The 18,565-nt window shown below is 68.7% G+C and carries 16 protein-coding genes; 13 read left to right on the forward strand and 3 right to left on the reverse strand.

Annotated elements, in window-relative coordinates; translation table 11 throughout:
- The first annotated feature begins 65 nt into the window (after nt 1-65).
- The 7 genes from ruvC (at nt 66) to ITJ66_RS11110 (ending at nt 7,965) form a co-directional block, all read left to right on the forward strand.
- Nucleotides 66-698, forward strand: a complete 633-nt coding sequence (ruvC, locus tag ITJ66_RS11080) for a crossover junction endodeoxyribonuclease RuvC (protein ID WP_064293815.1) — start codon at nt 66-68, stop codon at nt 696-698.
- Nucleotides 695-1,321: a Holliday junction branch migration protein RuvA gene (gene ruvA / locus ITJ66_RS11085; protein ID WP_064293816.1), complete on the forward strand. Its 627-nt coding sequence runs from the start codon at nt 695-697 to the stop codon at nt 1,319-1,321. The genes ruvC and ruvA overlap by 4 nt, the downstream gene beginning before the upstream one ends.
- Nucleotides 1,318-2,349 carry a Holliday junction branch migration DNA helicase RuvB gene (gene ruvB / locus ITJ66_RS11090; RefSeq protein ID WP_079705916.1) on the forward strand — a complete coding sequence of 344 codons (1,032 nt, stop codon included), beginning with the start codon at nt 1,318-1,320 and terminating at the stop codon, nt 2,347-2,349. The genes ruvA and ruvB overlap by 4 nt, the downstream gene beginning before the upstream one ends.
- A 72-nt stretch (nt 2,350-2,421) precedes the next feature.
- Complete coding sequence (gene yajC, locus ITJ66_RS11095; protein WP_194644603.1) at nt 2,422-2,805, forward strand: preprotein translocase subunit YajC; 384 nt, start codon at nt 2,422-2,424, stop codon at nt 2,803-2,805.
- A 64-nt stretch (nt 2,806-2,869) separates the two neighbouring features.
- The gene (gene secD / locus ITJ66_RS11100) at nt 2,870-4,621 is read left to right on the forward strand and encodes a protein translocase subunit SecD (protein ID WP_064293819.1); all 1,752 of its coding nucleotides are present in this window, start codon (nt 2,870-2,872) and stop codon (nt 4,619-4,621) included.
- Nucleotides 4,621-5,661, forward strand: a complete 1,041-nt coding sequence (secF, locus tag ITJ66_RS11105) for a protein translocase subunit SecF (protein WP_194644604.1) — start codon at nt 4,621-4,623, stop codon at nt 5,659-5,661. The genes secD and secF overlap by 1 nt, the downstream gene beginning before the upstream one ends.
- Nucleotides 5,662-5,709: 48 nt before the next feature.
- The gene (locus tag ITJ66_RS11110; RefSeq protein WP_079705918.1) at nt 5,710-7,965 is read left to right on the forward strand and encodes a bifunctional (p)ppGpp synthetase/guanosine-3',5'-bis(diphosphate) 3'-pyrophosphohydrolase; all 2,256 of its coding nucleotides are present in this window, start codon (nt 5,710-5,712) and stop codon (nt 7,963-7,965) included.
- On the opposite strand, the gene ITJ66_RS11115 is transcribed toward ITJ66_RS11110, so the two are convergent.
- The 3 genes from ITJ66_RS11115 to ITJ66_RS11125 all read right to left on the reverse strand — a co-directional run bounded on the left by ITJ66_RS11115 (nt 7,952) and on the right by ITJ66_RS11125 (nt 10,893).
- A complete protein-coding gene (locus ITJ66_RS11115) occupies nt 7,952-8,629 on the reverse strand; it encodes a hypothetical protein (protein ID WP_194644605.1) in 678 nt (225 codons plus the stop codon). The two genes, ITJ66_RS11110 and ITJ66_RS11115, sit on opposite strands and share 14 nt — an antisense overlap.
- A 94-nt stretch (nt 8,630-8,723) precedes the next feature.
- Complete coding sequence (locus ITJ66_RS11120; protein WP_369808437.1) at nt 8,724-9,953, reverse strand: DUF349 domain-containing protein; 1,230 nt, start codon at nt 9,951-9,953, stop codon at nt 8,724-8,726.
- Between the two features lie 133 nt (nt 9,954-10,086).
- On the reverse strand, nt 10,087-10,893 hold the full coding sequence (locus ITJ66_RS11125) for a peptidylprolyl isomerase (RefSeq protein WP_079705920.1): 807 nt from the start codon (nt 10,891-10,893) through the stop codon (nt 10,087-10,089).
- A gap of 184 nt (nt 10,894-11,077) precedes the next feature.
- Here ITJ66_RS11125 and ITJ66_RS11130 point away from each other — a divergent pair, with 184 nt between their 5' ends.
- From ITJ66_RS11130 to mltG, 6 genes are all read left to right on the forward strand, one after another.
- Nucleotides 11,078-12,523 carry a replication-associated recombination protein A gene (locus ITJ66_RS11130; protein ID WP_194644606.1) on the forward strand — a complete coding sequence of 482 codons (1,446 nt, stop codon included), beginning with the start codon at nt 11,078-11,080 and terminating at the stop codon, nt 12,521-12,523.
- Between the two features lie 222 nt (nt 12,524-12,745).
- The gene (gene rpsD, locus ITJ66_RS11135) at nt 12,746-13,375 is read left to right on the forward strand and encodes a 30S ribosomal protein S4 (RefSeq protein WP_137241687.1); all 630 of its coding nucleotides are present in this window, start codon (nt 12,746-12,748) and stop codon (nt 13,373-13,375) included.
- A gap of 160 nt (nt 13,376-13,535) precedes the next feature.
- Nucleotides 13,536-13,769, forward strand: a complete 234-nt coding sequence (locus tag ITJ66_RS11140) for a hypothetical protein (protein WP_079002498.1) — start codon at nt 13,536-13,538, stop codon at nt 13,767-13,769.
- A 69-nt stretch (nt 13,770-13,838) separates the two neighbouring features.
- Nucleotides 13,839-16,493 (forward strand): alanine--tRNA ligase, encoded by a 2,655-nt coding sequence (alaS, locus tag ITJ66_RS11145; RefSeq protein ID WP_194644607.1) that lies wholly within the window; start codon nt 13,839-13,841, stop codon nt 16,491-16,493.
- Between the two features lies 1 nt (nt 16,494).
- Complete coding sequence (ruvX, locus tag ITJ66_RS11150) at nt 16,495-16,965, forward strand: Holliday junction resolvase RuvX (RefSeq protein WP_138947071.1); 471 nt, start codon at nt 16,495-16,497, stop codon at nt 16,963-16,965.
- A 13-nt stretch (nt 16,966-16,978) separates the two neighbouring features.
- Entirely contained in the window at nt 16,979-18,550 is a 1,572-nt protein-coding gene (gene mltG / locus ITJ66_RS11155; protein ID WP_370582620.1) for an endolytic transglycosylase MltG, read from the forward strand.
- The last annotated feature ends 15 nt before the right edge of the window (nt 18,551-18,565 follow it).

Consider the following 18,565-nt stretch of genomic DNA (forward strand, 5'->3'; position numbering starts at 1 on the left):
AACGGATGTACGACACTCCGCCCTCGCGGAGTGCTCGGCGCATCGCCCGCGCTTAGGGTCGGAACATGACTCTGCGCGTCCTCGGCATCGATCCCGGCCTGACCCGATGCGGGGTGGGGGTCGTCGACGTCCTGCCGGGACGGCAGGCCACGATGGTCGAGTACGGCGTCATCCGGACGGACGCGCACGCCCCGCTCGAGCAGCGACTCCTCATGATCGCGCAGGGCATCGCCGAGGCGATCGAGCGCACCTCGCCGACCGCGATGGCCGTCGAGCGGGTGTTCGCGCAACACAACGTCCGGACCGTCATGGGCACCGCTCAGGCGAGTGGGCTCGCCCTGCACGCTGCGGCCGCGAACGGGATCCCCGTCGGCCTGCACACCCCGAGCGAGGTCAAGGCCGCGGTGACCGGATACGGCCGGGCGGACAAGCTCCAGGTGCAGACCATGGTCGCGCGGATCCTCGGTCTCGACGAACTCCCGAAGCCCGCTGACGCCGCTGATGCGCTCGCGCTCGCGATCTGCCACGCCTGGCGACCAGTCGTGTCGACTGCTGCGACACCCGTCGGCGCACCGCCGCAGGGGAGTGGAGCACTCACCCCGGCCCAGCGTGCCTGGGCTGCTGCGGAACGCGGCGGCGCTCCGCGCGAGGCGGCCGTCCGGGCCCGGGCAGCGCGGAGCCCTAGGCTGGAAGCATGATCTCCTCCCTCCGCGGCACCGTCCTGAGCGCGGTCGGCAACCTCGTCGTGATCGAGGTGGGCGGAGTCGGATTCGCCGTCCAGGTCACGCCGGCCCATGCGCTCTCACTCCGGGTCGGCACCGAAGCACTCCTCTCGACGACACTGATCGTGCGGGAGGACTCGCTCTCCCTGTTCGGGTTCCGATCCGCTGAGGAGCTGTCCGTGTTCGAGCTCCTGGTGAGCGTCACCGGGGTCGGCCCGAAGTCGGCACTCGGCGTCCTGGAGGCGTTGACGCCGGAGCAGATCGCCGCCGCCATCTCCGCGGACGACGACGCCCCGTTCCGAAAGGTCTCCGGGATCGGGCCGAAGACGGCGAAGCTCATCACCGTCTCGCTCGCCGGCAAGCTCCGCGTCACCAGGACGACGCCTGAAGCTCCGGCGACCACCGTGAACGCGGCCGCGATCGCCGATCAGGTCGTGACGGCGCTCATCGGGCTCGGTTGGCCGGAGAAGACGGCGACGCAGGCGGTCGTGGAGGCCTCCGCCTCCGCAAGTGCGGACGACCTCTCGACCGTGCCGTCGCTCATCCGCCTGGCCCTCGGCAGACTCGGCCCGGCGCACGCCGGAGGCCGTACCTCGTGACGGACGCTCCAGAAGACCTCACCAATCCCGCCGCCGAGTCCGACGCGGAACTGGCGTTCGAGGGGGCGCTCCGTCCGCGGTCGCTCTCCGAGTTCGTCGGTCAGTCCAAGGCCCGCGGTCAGTTGCAACTCCTGATCACGGCCGCCGGGATGCAGAACCGCACCCCGGACCACATCCTGCTGGCCGGCCCTCCTGGACTCGGCAAGACGACCCTCGCGATGATCGTCGCGCACGAGACCGGGAAACCGCTCCGGCTCACGAGCGGTCCGGCCATCCAGCACGCCGGCGACCTCGCCGCCGTCCTATCGTCGCTGACCCCGGGTGAGGTCCTCTTCATCGACGAGATCCACCGCATGGCCCGCCCTGCCGAGGAGATGTTGTACCTCGCCATGGAGGACTTCCGCATCGACATCATGGTGGGCAAGGGCGCCGGCGCGACGAGCATTCCCCTCGAGCTGGCACCGTTCACCCTGGTCGGGGCGACCACCCGCTCCGGTCTGCTGCCGAACCCGCTCCGCGACCGCTTCGGGTTCACCGCCCATCTCGAGTTCTACGACGAGCCGGAACTGCAGCAGGTGCTGCACCGCACCGCCGACATGCTCGGGCTCGACATCGACGGTCGGGCCGTCGCCGAGATCGCCGGACGCTGTCGGGGTACGCCGCGCATCGCGAACCGACTTCTCCGCCGGGTCAGGGACTACGCGCTCGTGCACGGTGGCCGCGCCGACCTGGAGACCGTCCAGGCCGCGCTCGAGCTCTACGACGTCGACGCCCTCGGTCTCGACCGACTCGACCGATCGGTCATGGAAGGCATGCTCGACCGCTTCGCCGGAGGCCCGGTCGGGCTCAGCACACTCGCGGTCTCGGTCGGCGAGGAAGCGGAGACGATCGAGTCCGTCGTCGAGCCGTTCCTCGTCCGGATCGGCCTCATCACGCGCACGCCACGGGGCCGCGTGGCGACCCCGGCCGCCTGGCGGCACTTCGGCAGAACACCTTCTCAGCATGGCTCGACCCTCGATGGCCTATAATTTCCCTTTGGCGGTGCGTTCCCAACGTCTCCCGCCCTCAATCTCCTCTGGAAGGTTCCCATCGTGGATGCAATGACCCTCGTCCTGTTCGGCCTCGCCGGCGTCATGATCGTGTTCATGATGGTGAGCAACAACAAGCGGAAGAAGCAAGCCGCGGTGACGGAGCAGAAGCTCGTCCCCGGCGCCGAGGTGCTCACCGGCTTCGGCGTCTACGGCACCCTCATCTCGATGGACCGCGACTCCCGCAAGGCCGATGTCGAGATCGCCCCCGGCGTCATCGTCACCATCGACCCCCGCTACGCGGGTGCGGTCGTCGCACCGACGGTCGCCGAGACCGCTGAGGAGACCCCCGTCGTCGAGTCGATCCCCGACGACGCCTCCTCGCTCGACCTCTCCAAGCCCGAATTCGGCCAGCGCGTCGAGGACACCTCGAAGCCGCAGAAGAGCGACGACTAGTCCCAACCCCTTCCCGGGCGGTGGCCGTCGTGCCACCGCCGGCAGAGAAAGCTGAGTTCCGAGTTTGGCAAAGTCGACTCCGGTCAAGAAAGCGTGGCGTTCGCTCACCTGGCTTGGCGTAATCCTCATCGGTTTGTTCGCGATCAACGCGGCCGGGGTCCTCTGGGGGAACAGCTCTTGGGCGCCCAAGCTGGCCCTCGACCTCGAGGGTGGCACCCAGATCATCCTCGCGCCGAAGCTGGAGTCCGGCCAGACGGTCTCCAACGAGCAGCTGAACCAGGCCGTGGCGATCATCCGCCAGCGCGTCGACGCGTCCGGCGTCTCGGAGGCGGAGATCACGACGCAGGGTCAGAACGTCGTCGTCTCGATCCCGGGTACCCCCGACGAAGCGACGCTGAACCGCATCGAGAGCTCCGCGAAGCTCGAGTTCCGTCCGGTCCTCACCTCGCAGCAGCTGACTCCCGGTCAGCCGTCCAACACCTTCATCGGTGAAGACGGTGCCTCGACCCCCTATCCGACGCCGGATCCGGGCCTCGAGAGCACGCCGACCGCGTCGCCGACGAACGCGAGCGACCTGTCGCAAGTGACGCCCGCACTGTACGCCGCCTTCCAGGCCTACGACTGCGCCGCGAACGCGGATTCACTCGACGCCACCGCCGCTCCCGCTGCCGACCCGCTCATCACGTGCGACGTCGACGGCACCTTCAAGTACGTCCTCGGCCCGGTCGAGGTGTCCGGAGAAGACCTGTCCGACGCGAGCGCCGGCATCAAGACGACGTCGTCGGGTGCCAGCACGGGCGAGTGGGCGGTGTACCCGGTCTTCAACGAGAAGGGCACCGCGCTCTTCGCCGACGTCACCGGCCGCCTGACCTCGCTGCAGAGCCCGCAGAACCAGTTCGCGATCGTGCTCGACGGCAACGTCATCTCAGCACCGCAGTCGCTCGCCGTCATCTCTGACGGCAAGCCGGAGATCAGCGGCTCCTTCACCGAGGAGTCCGCCAAGACCCTCGCCGACCAGCTCAAGTTCGGCGCCCTGCCGATCAGCTTCGTCGTGCAGAGCCAGGACACCATCTCGGCGACCCTCGGTTCGACGCAGCTGGAGAGCGGCCTCATCGCCGGTCTCATCGGGCTCATCCTGGTCGTCATCTACACGCTGTTCCAGTACCGGCTCCTCGGCACAGTGACCATCGCCTCGCTCGTCGCGGCCGCGGTGCTCACGTATGTGGTGATCCTGCTGATGTCCTGGCGTCAGGGCTTCCGGCTCTCTCTCGCCGGGATAGCGGGCCTCATCGTCGCCATCGGTTTCACCGCGGACTCGTTCATCGTGTACTTCGAACGCATCAAGGACGAACTCCGCGACGGCCGCGGTCTGGAGTCCGCCGTCGAAGCCGGCTGGAAGCGCGCCAAGCGCACCATCTACGCGGCGAAGGGTGTCAACCTCCTGTCCGCCGTGGTGCTGTACGTCCTCGCGATCGGCAACGTCCGCGGCTTCGCCCTCACCCTCGGCGTCACCACGATCATCGACGTCATCGTCGTGCTGCTGTTCACGCACCCGATGATGCAGCTCCTTGGCCAGACGAAGCTCTTCAACAGCGGCAAGCCGTTCACCGGTCTCGACCCGTCGGCGCTCGGCGCCATCTACCGCGGTCGTGCAGAGTTCCGGAAGCCCGTGTCGGTGCCCGGCGCCAAGGCCGCGTCCAGCAGCCGTGAGGCGGCCAAGCGCCAGACGATCGCCGAGCGCAAGCAGGCGGCCCTCGTCGGAGGCGGCTCCGACACCAGAGCAGACGATCTGCCGACCGATGGGAAGGACTCCTGATGGGTGCGTTCGCACGGTTCGGAAACGAGCTCTACACCGGGAAGCGCTCCTACGACTTCGTCGGCAAGCGCAAGATCTGGTACACGATCGCCATCGTCGCGGTCGTCCTCTCGGTGTTGATCCCGGTCGTCAAGGGCGGATTCAACTTCGGCATCGAGTTCCGCGGTGGTTCGCAATTCCAGATCGCCGACGTCAAGAGCACCGATCAGACGCTGGCTGAAGACGCGGTCGCGTCCGTCGTCAGCGGCGCGACCACCCACGTGACCGTCGTGGGCGGCAACTCGGTCCGCGTGCAGACCGACCAGCTGAAGAACGACAAGGTCACTCAGCAGGTGTCGGCTGCCTTGGCCGAGGCCTACGGCGTCGAACAGTCCGACATCACGAGTTCGTTCATCGGCCCGTCATGGGGTCAGGACGTCTCCAAGCAGGCGATCGTCGGCCTCATCGTGTTCCTCGTGCTCGCGGCGATCCTCATGGCGCTGTACTTCCGCACCTGGAAGATGTCCGCGGCCGCGCTGCTCTCCCTCATGCACGACCTCATCATCACGGCTGGTGTCTACGCCGCGACGGGTTGGGAGATCACACCGGCCGCCATGATCGGATTCCTCACCATCCTCGGATTCTCGCTGTACGACACCGTCGTGGTGTTCGACAAGATCCGCGAGAACACGACGCTCGACGCCGACGGCGCGGCCCGGACGTTCGGGGAGTCGGTCAACCTCGCGGTCAACCAGACCCTGGTGCGCTCGATCAACACCGGCGTTGTGGCGGCGCTCCCGGTCGCGGCGATCCTGTTCTTCGGGGCCTTCGTCCTCGGTGCCGACACGCTGCGCGACATCTCGCTCGCTCTGCTCGTCGGTATCCTCGTCGGCACGTACTCGACGATCTTCGTCGCCGCACCGCTCTACGCGAACTTCCGGCACAACGAGCCCCGCATCGCCAAGCACGACAAGCGCGTGCTGCAGGCGCGCGAGCGCGCTCACACCTCGGATGACGCCGAGGGCGAACGCACGGAAGCAGACGCGCCGCTGGCGCGTTGACCCTGACAGCGACCGACAACCGCGTGCACGAGCGCAGGGAGGCCTGAGATGGCGGACACCACGACATCCTCGACGGCCTCCCTGCGCCGTCTCGTCCCACGGATCTTCTCGAAGGCGCAGCCGGCCGGCGCCGTCGACACCCTGATGCGGACGGTGCGGCAGCACCATCCCAAGGCCGACCTGGCGCTCATCGAACGTGCGTACACGGTCGCCGAGCGGGCCCACTCCGGCCAGAAGCGCCAGAGCGGCGAGCCGTACATCACGCACCCGGTCGCCGTCTCCCAGATCCTGGCCGACCTCGGCATCGGACCGAAGACGATCGTCGCCGCCCTCCTCCACGACACCGTCGAAGACACGGACTACTCGCTCGACCAACTCCATGCGGACTTCGGCGACGAGGTCGCCATGCTCGTCGACGGCGTCACGAAGCTCGACAAGGTCAAGTACGGCGACAGCGCGCAGGCCGAGACGGTCCGGAAGATGATCGTCGCGATGTCGAAGGACATCCGCGTCCTCATCATCAAGCTCGCCGACCGGCTGCACAACGCCCGGACCTGGGGATTCGTCCCGGCCGAGAAGGCGGCGAAGAAGGCCACGGAGACCCTCGAGATCTACGCACCACTCGCGCACCGCCTCGGGATCCAGGCGATCAAGTGGGAGCTCGAAGACCTGTCCTTCGCCGTGTTGTACCCGAAGCTCTACGCCGAGATCGAATCGCTCGTCAAGCAGCGGACACCGCAGCGCGAGGAGTACGTGCAGCACGTCATCGACGCGGTGAACGAGGACCTCAAGGCGCAGAAGATCCGCGGCAAGGTCGCCGGTCGCCCGAAGCAGTACTACTCGATCTACCAGAAGATGGTCGTCCGCGGCCGCGAGTTCGACGACATCTACGACCTCGTCGGCATCCGTGTCCTCGTCAACTCGCTGCGCGACTGCTACGCGGTCCTCGGGTCGATCCACGCACGGTGGACGCCCGTCCCGGGGCGCTTCAAGGACTACATCGCCACGCCGAAGTTCAACCTGTACCAGTCGCTGCACACCACCGTCGTCGGACCGGGCGGGAAGCCCGTCGAGATCCAGATCCGCACGAACGAGATGCACCAGCGGGCCGAGTTCGGTGTCGCCGCGCACTGGAAGTACAAAGAGCGGATGAACAGCGGGAAGACCGCGTCCTCCGCCGAGCCCGACAGCTCGATGGCCTGGCTCGCGCACATCTCCGACTGGCAGGCGGAGACGGCGGACCCGGGGGAGTTCCTCGACTCGTTGCGCTTCGAGATCGGCGCGAAGGAGGTCTACGTCTTCACCCCGAAGGGGCGTGTCGTCGGCCTGCCCGCCGGCGCGACGCCGGTGGACTTCGCCTACGCCGTCCACACGGAGGTCGGCCACCGGACGATGGGCGCCCGGGTCAACGGGCGGCTCGTGCCGCTGGAGAGTTCGCTCAACACCGGCGACGTGGTGGAGGTCTTCACCTCGAAGAACCCCGACTCCGGTCCGAGCCAGGACTGGTTGAACTTCGTCAAGAGCCCACGGGCGCGGAACAAGATCCGCCAGTGGTTCACGAAGGAGCGACGCGACGAGGCCATCGAGCAGGGCCGTGACGCGATCGCGCGGGCGATGCGCAAGCAGAACCTGCCGCTCCAGAAGCTCATGAACCAGGACTCGTTCGCCGAGGTCGCGGCGCAGCTGCGCTACGAGGACGTCACGGCGCTCTACGCAGCCGTCGGCGAGGGCCACGTCTCGACGCAGTCCGTGCTCGAGAAGGTCGTCGCGCTCCTGCAGAAGGACGCCGACAGCGAGCACGCCGAGTACACCGTCCCGGTCCGCGGGAGCCGCCGTGAGCGGCTGCAGAACAGCGACTCCGGGGTCCTCGTGCTCGGTGCTCCCGACATCCTGGTCAAGCTCGCGAAGTGCTGTACCCCGGTCCCGGGTGATGAGATCGTCGGGTTCGTCACGCGAGGCTCCGGCGTCTCCGTCCACCGTTCGGACTGCCACAACGTCCAGGGACTCCTGCAGGAGCCCGAGCGCATGATCGACGTGGAGTGGGCGCCGTCGTCGAAGAGCGTGTTCCTCGTCCAGATCCAGGTCGAGGCGCTCGATCGAGCCGGACTGTTGTCGGATGTGACGCGGGTGCTGTCCGAGTACCACGTCAACATCCTGTCGGCGACGGTGAACACCTCGAGCGACCGCCTGGCCATCAGCCGCTTCGTGTTCGAGATGGGCGACACCACCCACCTCGACCGCGTGCTGAACGCGGTCCGGCGGATCGACACCGTCTACGACGTCTACCGGGTCAACGGCGGCTGAGCGGGAGCGACCAGGACGCCAGTTCACTCCGAGTCGGCTCGAGGCCGGGGAGCATCACCTCGGTGGCACTCGACACGACACGGACGATCCGTGTGCCGCCGAGGACCCGCGGGACGGAGCGGACCCATGCGACGACCTCCTCAGGGCTGGTGAGCCCGAGCAGGAAGTAGTTGCGGATCGTCGACATGGCCTCCTCCGCGTCGGCCCCGGTGCGCCGTGCCAGATCCGCGACCGTGCGCGTGGGGGTCGTGACCCGCAGTGCGCCGCACCGCTCGCTGTCGTCCGCGCGGAGTGACACCTGACGCAGACGCAACCGGGGCCAACGCGCGCTTCGCCGTTCCATCGACACGAAGCCCGTGTGGACCCTCGGTGCGATGAGCGCCGCGCCGTGCAGCCAGGCGGCACTCGTCTCGGCGATGACCGCGCCGGTCAGCCCGGGCAGCTGTTCGAGGACCGCCGCGCGCAGCCTGACGGTGTCGGGTTCGTCGACACTGCAGTAGCCGTCTTCGAAGGCGAAGAGCTCGCCGTCGAGCCGCGCGGCGGCGAGCTCGGCGACGGAGAGCTCAGGTGGCTGGAGGTAGGCGGGGAGGCGGCTCGTGGAGGCCGAGGGATCCATCGTGCAGCGGGGCTCGGTGGGGGAGGACGTCTGGAGTGCCGTGGACATACGACGATCCTCCTGCAGCCGTCCGGCAGCAGGAGGATCGTCGACGGATCTGTGGAGAACCGCGACCGTCACGCGGTTGGTGGAGCGGATCCGCCTAGCGGATCGCTCCGAGCCACGCCTTGCGTGCATCCAGCGCCTCGATGGCCGCGGTGAGCCGGTCGGCGTCACCGGAGGCTCGTGCCGCCTCGACCTCGTCCTCGAGCTTGGCGATGGCGTCGGCGAGCTGGCTCGCGAGCCCCTCGGTCCGCGCCTTCGTCTCGGGGTTGTTGCGCTTCCAGTGCTCGTCCTCGAGCTGCTTGACGTGGGTCTCGATCTTGCGGAGACGGTCTTCGACGACGCGGACCTGCTCGCGCGGGACCTTGCCGATCTCGTCCCACCGACGCTGGATGTCGGTGAGCGCCTTGCGCGCCGAGTCCCGGTTCGTGTCGGCGAGGATCGGCTCTGCATCCGCCAACACCGCGAGCTTCAGATCAAGGTTGCCCTGGAACTCCTCGTTGTCGCGCGCGTCGATCTCGGCCTTCGCGCCGTAGATCGCGTCGCCCGCGGCCTTGAACTTCGCCCAGAGCGCGTCGTCCTGGCGCTTCCCGGCACGCGGGGAGGCCTTCCACTCGTCGAGCAGGCTGCGGTAGGCGGGGATGCCCTCGGCGCCCTTGGCGATGAGGGCCTCGGCGCGCTCGACGAGCTTCTGCTTGATCGCGCGTGCTTCCTTGTGGACCGAGTCCAGCTCCGTGTAGAACGCACGACGGTGCTGCTCGATCGTCGCGCGCGCCGTCCGGAACCGCTTCCAGAGGTCGTTGGCGTCGTTCTTCGCGAGACGAGGTCCGTCGTGCTGCTGGCGCTGCCACTCGGCGAAGAGTTCGTCGAGACGCGCCGAGGTCTGCTTCCACTGCACCCGTGCCGGATCCTGCTGCGCGAGCTGCTCAGCTTCCTCGACGATCGCGAGACGCGCACGTGCCGCTTCCTCGAGGGCTGCCTTGGTCTCCTGGCTCTGCGCCTCGGTCAGCTCGCTCACGGTGCCGTCGAGCGCCGCGAGGCGGGTCAGGAGCGCCTGGAGGTTGCCGACCGCGTTGGCGGACTCGACCTGCTTGGTGATCGACTTCACAGCCTTCGCGACGTCCGTCGCCGGTGCACCGCGCTTCGCGCGCTGCTCGAGGAGCGTCACCTGTCCGGCGAGGTCCGTGAACTTGCGCTCGAAGTACGCGAGCGCCTCCTCCTTGGAACCGTCGGGGTACTGTCCGACCGCTCGTTCACCGTCGGCCTCACGGACGTAGACGGTGCCGTCGTCGTCGACACGACCCCACGGTTCGATCTCTGGACTGGTCACGCGCATCACCCTTGCTGTGTGTTGACCGCCGTTCGTGGCGATCGTGATCGATCCACAAGCCTATTACCCCGAGTCCTGCTCGGGGCGACCGCTTGCGCCGGTCGGTTCCGTCTGGTGCAGGTTACTGCACGCGCTACTGGACCGTCACCGAGGTGATGGTGGCCGGGACCGCTGGAGCACCGTCACCGCTGCCGTCCGCGACGCCGCCGGACACGACGCCCGAGACGAGCTGGTCGAGACCACTCGTGATCTGGCCGAGCACGGTGTAGCCGCCGGCGGCGTCGGACGGGATGGTGGAGTCCTGGTACACGAGGAAGAACTGCGAACCGTTGCTGTAGCCGTTCCCGCCCTGGCGCGCCATGGCGATGGTGCCGGCCGGGTAGACGTCGTCCGTCGGTGCGTTCTCGACCGGGCCGTAGCTGTACCCGGGGCCGCCGGTGCCGGTGCCGTCGGGGTCGCCGCACTGCAGGACGTAGATGCCGCTCGTCGTGAGGCGGTGGCAGGTGACGCCGTCGTAGAAGCCGGACTGGGCGAGGGAGATGAAGGAGGAGACACCCTGCGGCGCGCAGGCGCCGTCGAGGGTGAGGTTCATGACGACGTCGTTGATCGTCATCTCACCGCTCCAGTCGCGGTCCTCGGCGATCGTGCTCGCGGGGACTTCGCCGGTGTTCGCGCCGTCGGTGGCCCCGGTGACACCGCAGGCCCCGGCCTCGGCGGAAGCGGTGGGCGTCGCGACCGGGGTGCCCGGACCGCCGGCGAAGAAGAACACCTGCGCAGCCGTGGCACCGGCCAGGATGACGACGAGCGCCGCAGCGGCGATCACGTTGTCGCGGACGCGGCGCTTCGAGCGGTGCTCGTGCACGGTGCGCCGGGCGTTGTAGGCGCGCAGTCGTGCGCGTGCTGCGCGTGCCTCTTTGTCCGGACCCTTGCTCGTTGCCACGTCGTTCCCTCCAGGTGCCGTCGGCCGAGCGGCGGCATCGCGCTGTCATCTGGCACCACGCCCGCGGCGGACTGCCCAGGAGAACCTTACGGGGAGCGCTCCGCGCGGACCAAACGACGCACGACGGCGGCGACCCCGTTCTGCAGCGGGTCCGCGTGTCGCAGGCTGCGGCTAGCCTGGTGGAATGTTCAGTCGAGGACCCGGCATCGCCGGCGCACCGGTACCGCTCGCCGTGCGCATGCGGCCCCGCAGCCTCGAGGAGGTCGCCGGCCAGCAGCACCTGCTCCGTCCCGGCTCGCCGCTCGTCCGCCTGGCGAGCGACAACGAGGGGACGCAGGCGGCCGTGTCCGTCATCCTCTGGGGCCCACCGGGCACCGGGAAGACGACGCTGGCGCAGGCCATCGCGCACAGTTCCGGCCGCCGGTTCGTCGAGCTCTCGGCCGTGACGGCGGGCGTCAAGGACGTCCGGCAGGTCATGGAGGAGGCGATGTCGAGCCGCGACCTCTACGGCAGCTCGACCGTCCTCTTCCTCGACGAGATCCACCGGTTCACGAAGGCGCAGCAGGACGCCCTGCTCCCCGGCGTGGAGAACGGCTGGGTCATCCTGGTCGCCGCGACGACCGAGAACCCGTCGTTCTCCGTCATCTCCCCGCTGCTGTCGCGTTCGCTGCTCCTCACGCTCGAACAGCTGAGCGACGACGACCTCGGCATCCTCATCGACCGCGCCGTGACCGACCCGCGCGGCCTGGCCGGTCGCTTCACCGTGACGCCGGAGGCCCGCGCCGCGATCATCCAGTTGTCCTCCGGCGATGCCCGACGAGCTCTGACGGCGTTGGAGGCGGCCGCGATCGCCGCCGACTCCGATCTCGGCGCTCCGGTCGACCCCGACGAGCTCGATCTCGACGACGCGGGCCTCCTCGACGTCGGCGATGAGGATGATGAAGACGACGAAGACGGGGTGGACTCCGACACCGCGACGCGGGCGCCCCGCGGTCCCGTCATCACCGATGAGCTCGTCTCGCAGGCGGTCGACCGCGCCCTGCTCCGATACGACCGCAACGGCGACGAGCACTACGACGTCATCAGCGCGTTCATCAAGAGCATCCGCGGATCCGACGTTGACGCCGCGCTGCACTACCTCGCTCGGATGATCGAGGCGGGGGAGGACCCGCGCTTCATCGCCCGCCGCATCATCATCTCCGCGGCCGAGGACATCGGCATCGCCGACCCGCAGGCGCTGCCCATCGCCGTGGCGGCCGCCGACGCCGTCCAGTTCATCGGCATGCCCGAGGGTCGCATCCCGCTGGCCGAGGCCGTGGTGTACCTGGCCACCGCCGCCAAGTCGAACGCGGCCTACGTCGCCATCGACCAGGCCATCGCCGACGTCAGGGCTGGAGCCTTCGGACGTGTGCCGAAGCCGATGCGCGACGCCCACTACGCGGGCGCCAAGCGCCTCGGACACGGCAAGGGCTACCGCTACCCGCACGACCACCCGATCGGCGTCGTCGCCCAGCAGTACCTTCCCGACGAGCTCCGCGACGTCCGGTACTACCAGCCCACCGACCACGGCCACGAACGCGACATCTCGGCACGGTTGGACAAACTCCGGAAGATCGTCCGAAGCGAGTGAACGTCGGGCCGCGGCGGCCCGGCGACCGGGGCACGTCGTGCTAGTATGGATCCGCCTAGAACCGGTGTGACTGCGCGGCTGCTCGATCACCGTGTTCGACGGGCGTGTTCTGTAGCCGAACAGCCCCGGCGGACCCCTCTGACTTTGTCCGGTGTGATTCCGGATCACCGACGCGTCTTCGCGCCGGTCATTCATCGTTTGAGACTTCATCGAAAGGAAACCGTGTCTACCAAGTCACGTACCCGCAGCAAGACCCGCCTCTCGCGGGCACTCGGCATCGCCCTCACCCCGAAGGCCGCCAAGTACCTCGAGAAGCGTCCCTACGCTCCCGGTGAGCACGGCCGCAGCAAGCGCAAGGCCGACAGCGACTACGCCGTCCGTCTGCGCGAGAAGCAGCGTCTGCGCGCCCAGTACGGCATCCGCGAGGCCCAGCTCAAGATCGCCTTCCAGGAGGCACGTCGCACCCAGGGCCTGACGGGTGAGAACCTCGTCGAGATCCTCGAGACCCGTCTCGACGCGCTCGTCCTCCGCTCCGGTTTCGCCCGCACCACGGCTCAGGCTCGCCAGATGGTCGTGCACCGCCACATCATGGTCGACGGCCAGCTCGTCGACCGCCCGTCCTTCCGCGTGAAGCCGGGCCAGCTCATCCACGTCAAGCCGCGCTCCGAGGGCACCGAGCCCTTCCAGGTCGCCGCTGCCGGCGGTCACGTCGACGTCCTGCCGAAGGTGCCCGCGTACCTCTCGGTCGAGCTCGACAAGCTCCAGGCACGTCTCGAGCGTCGCCCGAAGCGCGCCGAGGTCCCTGTGACCTGTGAAGTGCAGCTCGTCGTCGAGTACTACGCAGCCCGCTAGGACTGCGGCCCGGCTCCGGGCACCGCACGAAGAGGCATCGGCTCCGGCCGGTGCCTCTTCGTCGTTGTACGACGCCATCGGTCCACCGCGCTCGACTACGATGGATGCTTGGTACGCCCGGCGACGCCCGGGTGGTCGCACCGCAGATGAGGAGTTCCCCATGAAGAACGTGTTCTGGCTGATCGTCGGCATCGGCGCCGGCTTCGTCGTCGCCCACGAGATCAACAAGACACAGTCCGGCAAGCGGTTCTTCTCCGAGCTGGACTCACGCGTCAGGGAGTTCACCGACACCGTCGGCGACGCCTACAAGGAGCGCGAGGCGCAGCTGCGCGACACGGCTGAGTCCGTCGTCGCGCGCGTCGAGGACGCCGCAGAAGACCTCACCAAGCCGTAGCGGCACGCCCGGACGGGCATCGCCGCAGCGCACGAACATCGACACGCACACCCCTGACGTACGGACACCATGGACACCGCTGACATCCGCTCCCGCTGGCTCACCTTCTTCGGCGATCGGGGGCACACCGTCGTCCCCTCCGCCTCCCTCGTCAGCGACGACCCCTCGCTCCTCTTCACGGTCGCCGGCATGGTGCCGTTCGTGCCGTACCTCACCGGCGTCGTCCCCGCGCCGTTCGATCGCGCCACGAGCGTCCAGAAGTGCATCCGCACCAACGACATCGAAGAGGTGGGCAAGACGCCCCGGCACGGCACCTTCTTCCAGATGAACGGCAACTTCTCCTTCGGCGACTACTTCAAGGAGGGGGCGATCACCTACGCGTGGGAGCTCCTGACCGGCAGTGAGTCGAGCGGCGGCCTCGCCTTCGACGAGAAGGACCTCTGGGTCACCGTGTACAAGGACGACGACGAAGCGATCGACCTCTGGAAGCGCGTCGCAGGGCTCCCTGAGCACCGCATCCAGCGGCTCGACAAGGACACGAACTACTGGTCGACGGGTCAGCCCGGACCGGCCGGCCCGTGCTCGGAGATCTTCTTCGACCGCGGTCCCGCGTACGGAGCCGACGGCGGCCCGGCGACCGACGACGACCGGTACGTCGAGATCTGGAACCTCGTCTTCATGCAGTACCTGATCGAGAACGTCCGCGGCAAGGTCGACTTCGACATCGTCGGCGAACTCCCGAAGAAGAACATCGACACCGGCATGGGGCTCGAGCGGGTCGCCTTCCTCAAGCAGGGCGTCGAGAACATGTACGAGATCGACCAGGTGCGCCCGGTCCTCGATCGCGCCGCCGAGTTGAGCGGCCGTCGCTACGGTGCCGACCACGACGACGACGTCCGGATGCGCGTCATCGCCGACCACGTGCGTTCCTCGCTCATGCTCATGAGCGACGGCATCACCCCGTCGAACGAGGGACGCGGGTACATCCTCCGCCGCCTCATGCGACGGACCGTCCGTGCGATGCGCCTCCTCGGCGTCGACACCGCGACGTTCCCCGAGCTGTTCTCCGCGTCGCGCGACGCCATGAAGGCGGCCTACCCCGAGGTCGAGACCGACTTCGGCCGGATCTCGCAGAGCGCCTACGCCGAGGAGGAGACCTTCCTCCGGACGCTGGCCAGCGGAACGACCATCCTCGACCTCGCGCTCGAGCAGACCAAGGGCACGGGTCGGACGGCCCTCGCCGGCGACTCCGCGTTCCTGCTGCACGACACCTATGGGTTCCCCATCGACCTGACCCTCGAGATCGCGGAGGAGGCCGGCCTCTCCGTCGATCGCGACGCGTTCGATTCGCTCATGACCGCGCAGCGCCAGCGGGCGAAGGCCGACGCGAAGGCGAAGAAGAGCGTCCTCGCCGACCTCTCGGTCTACAGCGACATCCGCGCCAAAGGCGAGACCGTGTTCACCGGCTACACCGAGCTCGAGACCGAGAGCCGCATCCTCGGCATCATCGTGGGCGGACACCCGGTGCAGCGCGCCGTCGCCGGTGACATCGCCGAAGTGATCCTGGCGGAGACCTCGCTGTACGCCGAGTCCGGCGGGCAGGAGGCCGACCAGGGCGTCATCGTCGGTCCCGGATACGAGCTCGAGGTGCTCGACGTCCAGAAGCCGGTCAAGGGACTCATCGCGCACAAGGTGCAGGTGAGCCAGGGCGAGGTCGGCGTGGACGCACCGGCGACGACCATCGTCGACGCGAGCTACCGCCGCGGCGCGCAGCAGGCGCACTCCGGCACGCACATCATCCACGCCGCCCTGCGACAGGTGTTGGGCGACAGTGCCCACCAGTCCGGTTCGTCGAACAAGGCCGGGTATCTGCGGCTCGACTTCACCTGGAACCAGCCGCTGTCACCGGCGACGAAGTCGGAGATCGAAGAGATCTCCAACAACGCCATCCGCGACAACCTGCAGGTGAGCACCCGCGAGATGGCGCTCGACGACGCGAAGGCGCTCGGCGCCATGGCGCTGTTCGGCGAGAAGTACGGCGAGACCGTCCGCGTCGTCGACATCGGCGGGCCGTGGTCGCGTGAGCTGTGTGCGGGCACGCACGTCAGCTCCAGCGCCGAGATCGGGTTGATCAACCTCGTCAGCGAGTCGTCCGTCGGCTCGACGAACCGTCGGGTGGAGTCGCTCGTCGGACTCGAGGCCTTCCGCGACCTCGCCGCCGAGCGGGCGCTCGTGTCACAGCTCTCCGGCAGCCTCAAGACGCCGAAGGAGCAGCTGCCCGACCGCATCGCCGAACTTGTCGCGAACCTCAAGGCCGCTGAGAAGAAGATCGCCGCGTTCGAAGCCCGTGGGCTGAGCGAACGTCTCCCGGCTCTGGCCCTGACCGCTCACCGCGTCGGCCCGGTGTCGCTCGTCGCCGAGCACCTGGGCGAGCTCGGGTCACCGAACGACGTCAGGACGCTCGTCACGCAGCTCCGCGAGCAGCTCGGCGCGAGCCCGGCGGTCGTCGCCCTGGGCGCGGTCGTCGGCGGGAAGCCCGCGATCGTCGTCGCGACGAACCAGGGTGCCCGCGACGCCGGACTCAAGGCAGGCGTCCTCGTCCGGCTCGCGGCCGGTGTCCTCGGCGGCAACGGTGGCGGGAAGGACGACCTCGCACAGGGTGGCGGCGTCGACGCCACCGCGCTCGGCGACGCCCTCGCGGCGATCGCCCGCGAGATCGCCTGACATGACGGACGGGTTCCGTCGCGGAGTCCGACTCGGGATCGACGTCGGGAAGGCCAGGGTCGGAGTCGCGAGAAGCGATCCCGACGGCCTGTTGGCCACGCCGGTGGAGACGGTCCCACGGGACCTCGGCGGCGACGCCGACATCCGGGCGATCGCAGTCATCGCCGAAGAACTCGGCGCGGTGGAGCTCGTCGTCGGTCTCCCGATCGCCCTGTCGGGAAAGGACACGGCGTCCACGCAGGACGCCCGGGAGTTCGCGGCCCGGCTCAGGTCGATCACCGGTGTCCCGGCCCGTCTCGTCGACGAGCGGCTGACGACGGTGACCGCCCACAGCGCCTTGCGCTCCGCTGGGAAACGACAGAAGCAGACCCGCTCGATTGTCGATCAGGTGGCGGCCGTCATACTCTTGCAGTACGCCCTCGACGCCGAACGCGGTTCGGGGCGACCCCCCGGAAGCCCCGTCGACCCGTGAACAGGACGTGCCTGTGTCGAATCTGACACCTCAGAACAACCCAGCAGACGATCCGCTCGCCGACCTCTTCACGTCCGAACGGAACGCCCCGGGGGAGCAGCCGGTGCCATTGTCCCGACGCCAAGCACGTCAGCAGCGTGAGGCCGCGGAAGCCGCCTCGACGCCGCCCGAGCCCGTCGATGAAGACGCCGCGAGCGACACGGCCGCACCGGCCCCGACCGGCGCCGCGTCGGTCGACGCCTCATCGGTCGACGCCCCCTCGACCGCTGCGTCGTCGGGTGACTCCGGCGTCAGCGAGCCGGCAGAGAGCGACACACCCGTGAGCGGGCCGACCTCACGTGCGCCCGAGCCGGACGACACCGAGTCCTCAGCGTCCCGGGCCAGGACCACGACCATCCCCGCGTTCGAGGACCTGCTCGCTGAGGACGACACGGCGAACGACAGCGGGCCGCAGCCGATCCATCGGGGGCGCCGTCGTGCGCTGGCCGGCGGGGAACCGCCGAAGCGCCGACGTGGCCGTCGCGGGCTCATCGCGCTCATCGTGTCGATCGTCGTCGTCGGGGGTCTCGTCGCGTGCGCCGCGGTCGTGTGGACGAGTTACGAGCCGCAGATCCGCAAGGTCCTCGGCTGGGAGGAACCGAACGACTACGAGGGTGCCGGCAGCGGCGAGGCCGTCGTCATGGTCAACGAGGGCGACATCGGCGAGGACATCGCGACGAGCCTGCACGACGCGGGGGTCACGAAGTCGTTCGACGCCTTCTACGACCTCCTCCTCGCACAGCCCACCCAGCCGGAGTTCTTCCCGGGCGCCTACAAGCTGAAGCTCAAGATGAGCGCAGAGTCCGCCCTCGCGGCCCTGACCGACGAGGCGAACCGCATGGAGGACACCTTCGTCATCCCCGAGGGCACCGCTGAGCAGGACGCCCTGCCGTCGATCGCGGAGGGCACCGGCATCCCGCTGGAGGAACTCCAGGCGGCGGCCGCCGACGTCGCGTCCTTCGGCCTCCCCGCCGAGGCGACCTCGCTCGAGGGGTTCCTCTTCCCGGCGACCTACAGCCTCCCCGACGGCGGCGATGCGCACGCGGTCCTCCAGACCCTCGTGAACCGGTCGTTCCAGGCGCTCGACGACGCCGGTGTGAAGCCCGAGGACCGTTGGAAGACCATCGTCCTGGCCTCGCTCATCCAGAAGGAGGCGGGCCTCCGCGACGACTACTACAAGGTGTCGCGGGTCTTCCTCAACCGGCTGGACCCGGCCCAGTGGGAGAGCGGTCTGCTGCAGTCCGACGCCACGGTCGCGTACGGGACGGGCAACACCCACCGGGTGTCGACCACGGACGCCGAGCGCGCCGACGCTTCGAACCCGTACAACACCTACGTCCACCCGGGCATGGTCGTGCGACCCATCTCGAACCCGGGCGACCTCGCGATCGACGCCGCGCTGCACCCGGCCGACGGACCCTGGCTCTACTTCGTCACCTGGAACCTCGACTCCGGCGAGACGATCTTCTCCACCACCCAGGAGGAGCACGAGGCCGCGGTCGACAAGTGGCTGTCCTGGATGGACGAGCACCCCGAGTACCAGTAGCGGGAGCGTGGCGCA

The organism is Plantibacter sp. VKM Ac-2885, assembly GCF_015351205.1.
GTDB lineage: Bacteria > Actinomycetota > Actinomycetes > Actinomycetales > Microbacteriaceae > Plantibacter > Plantibacter auratus.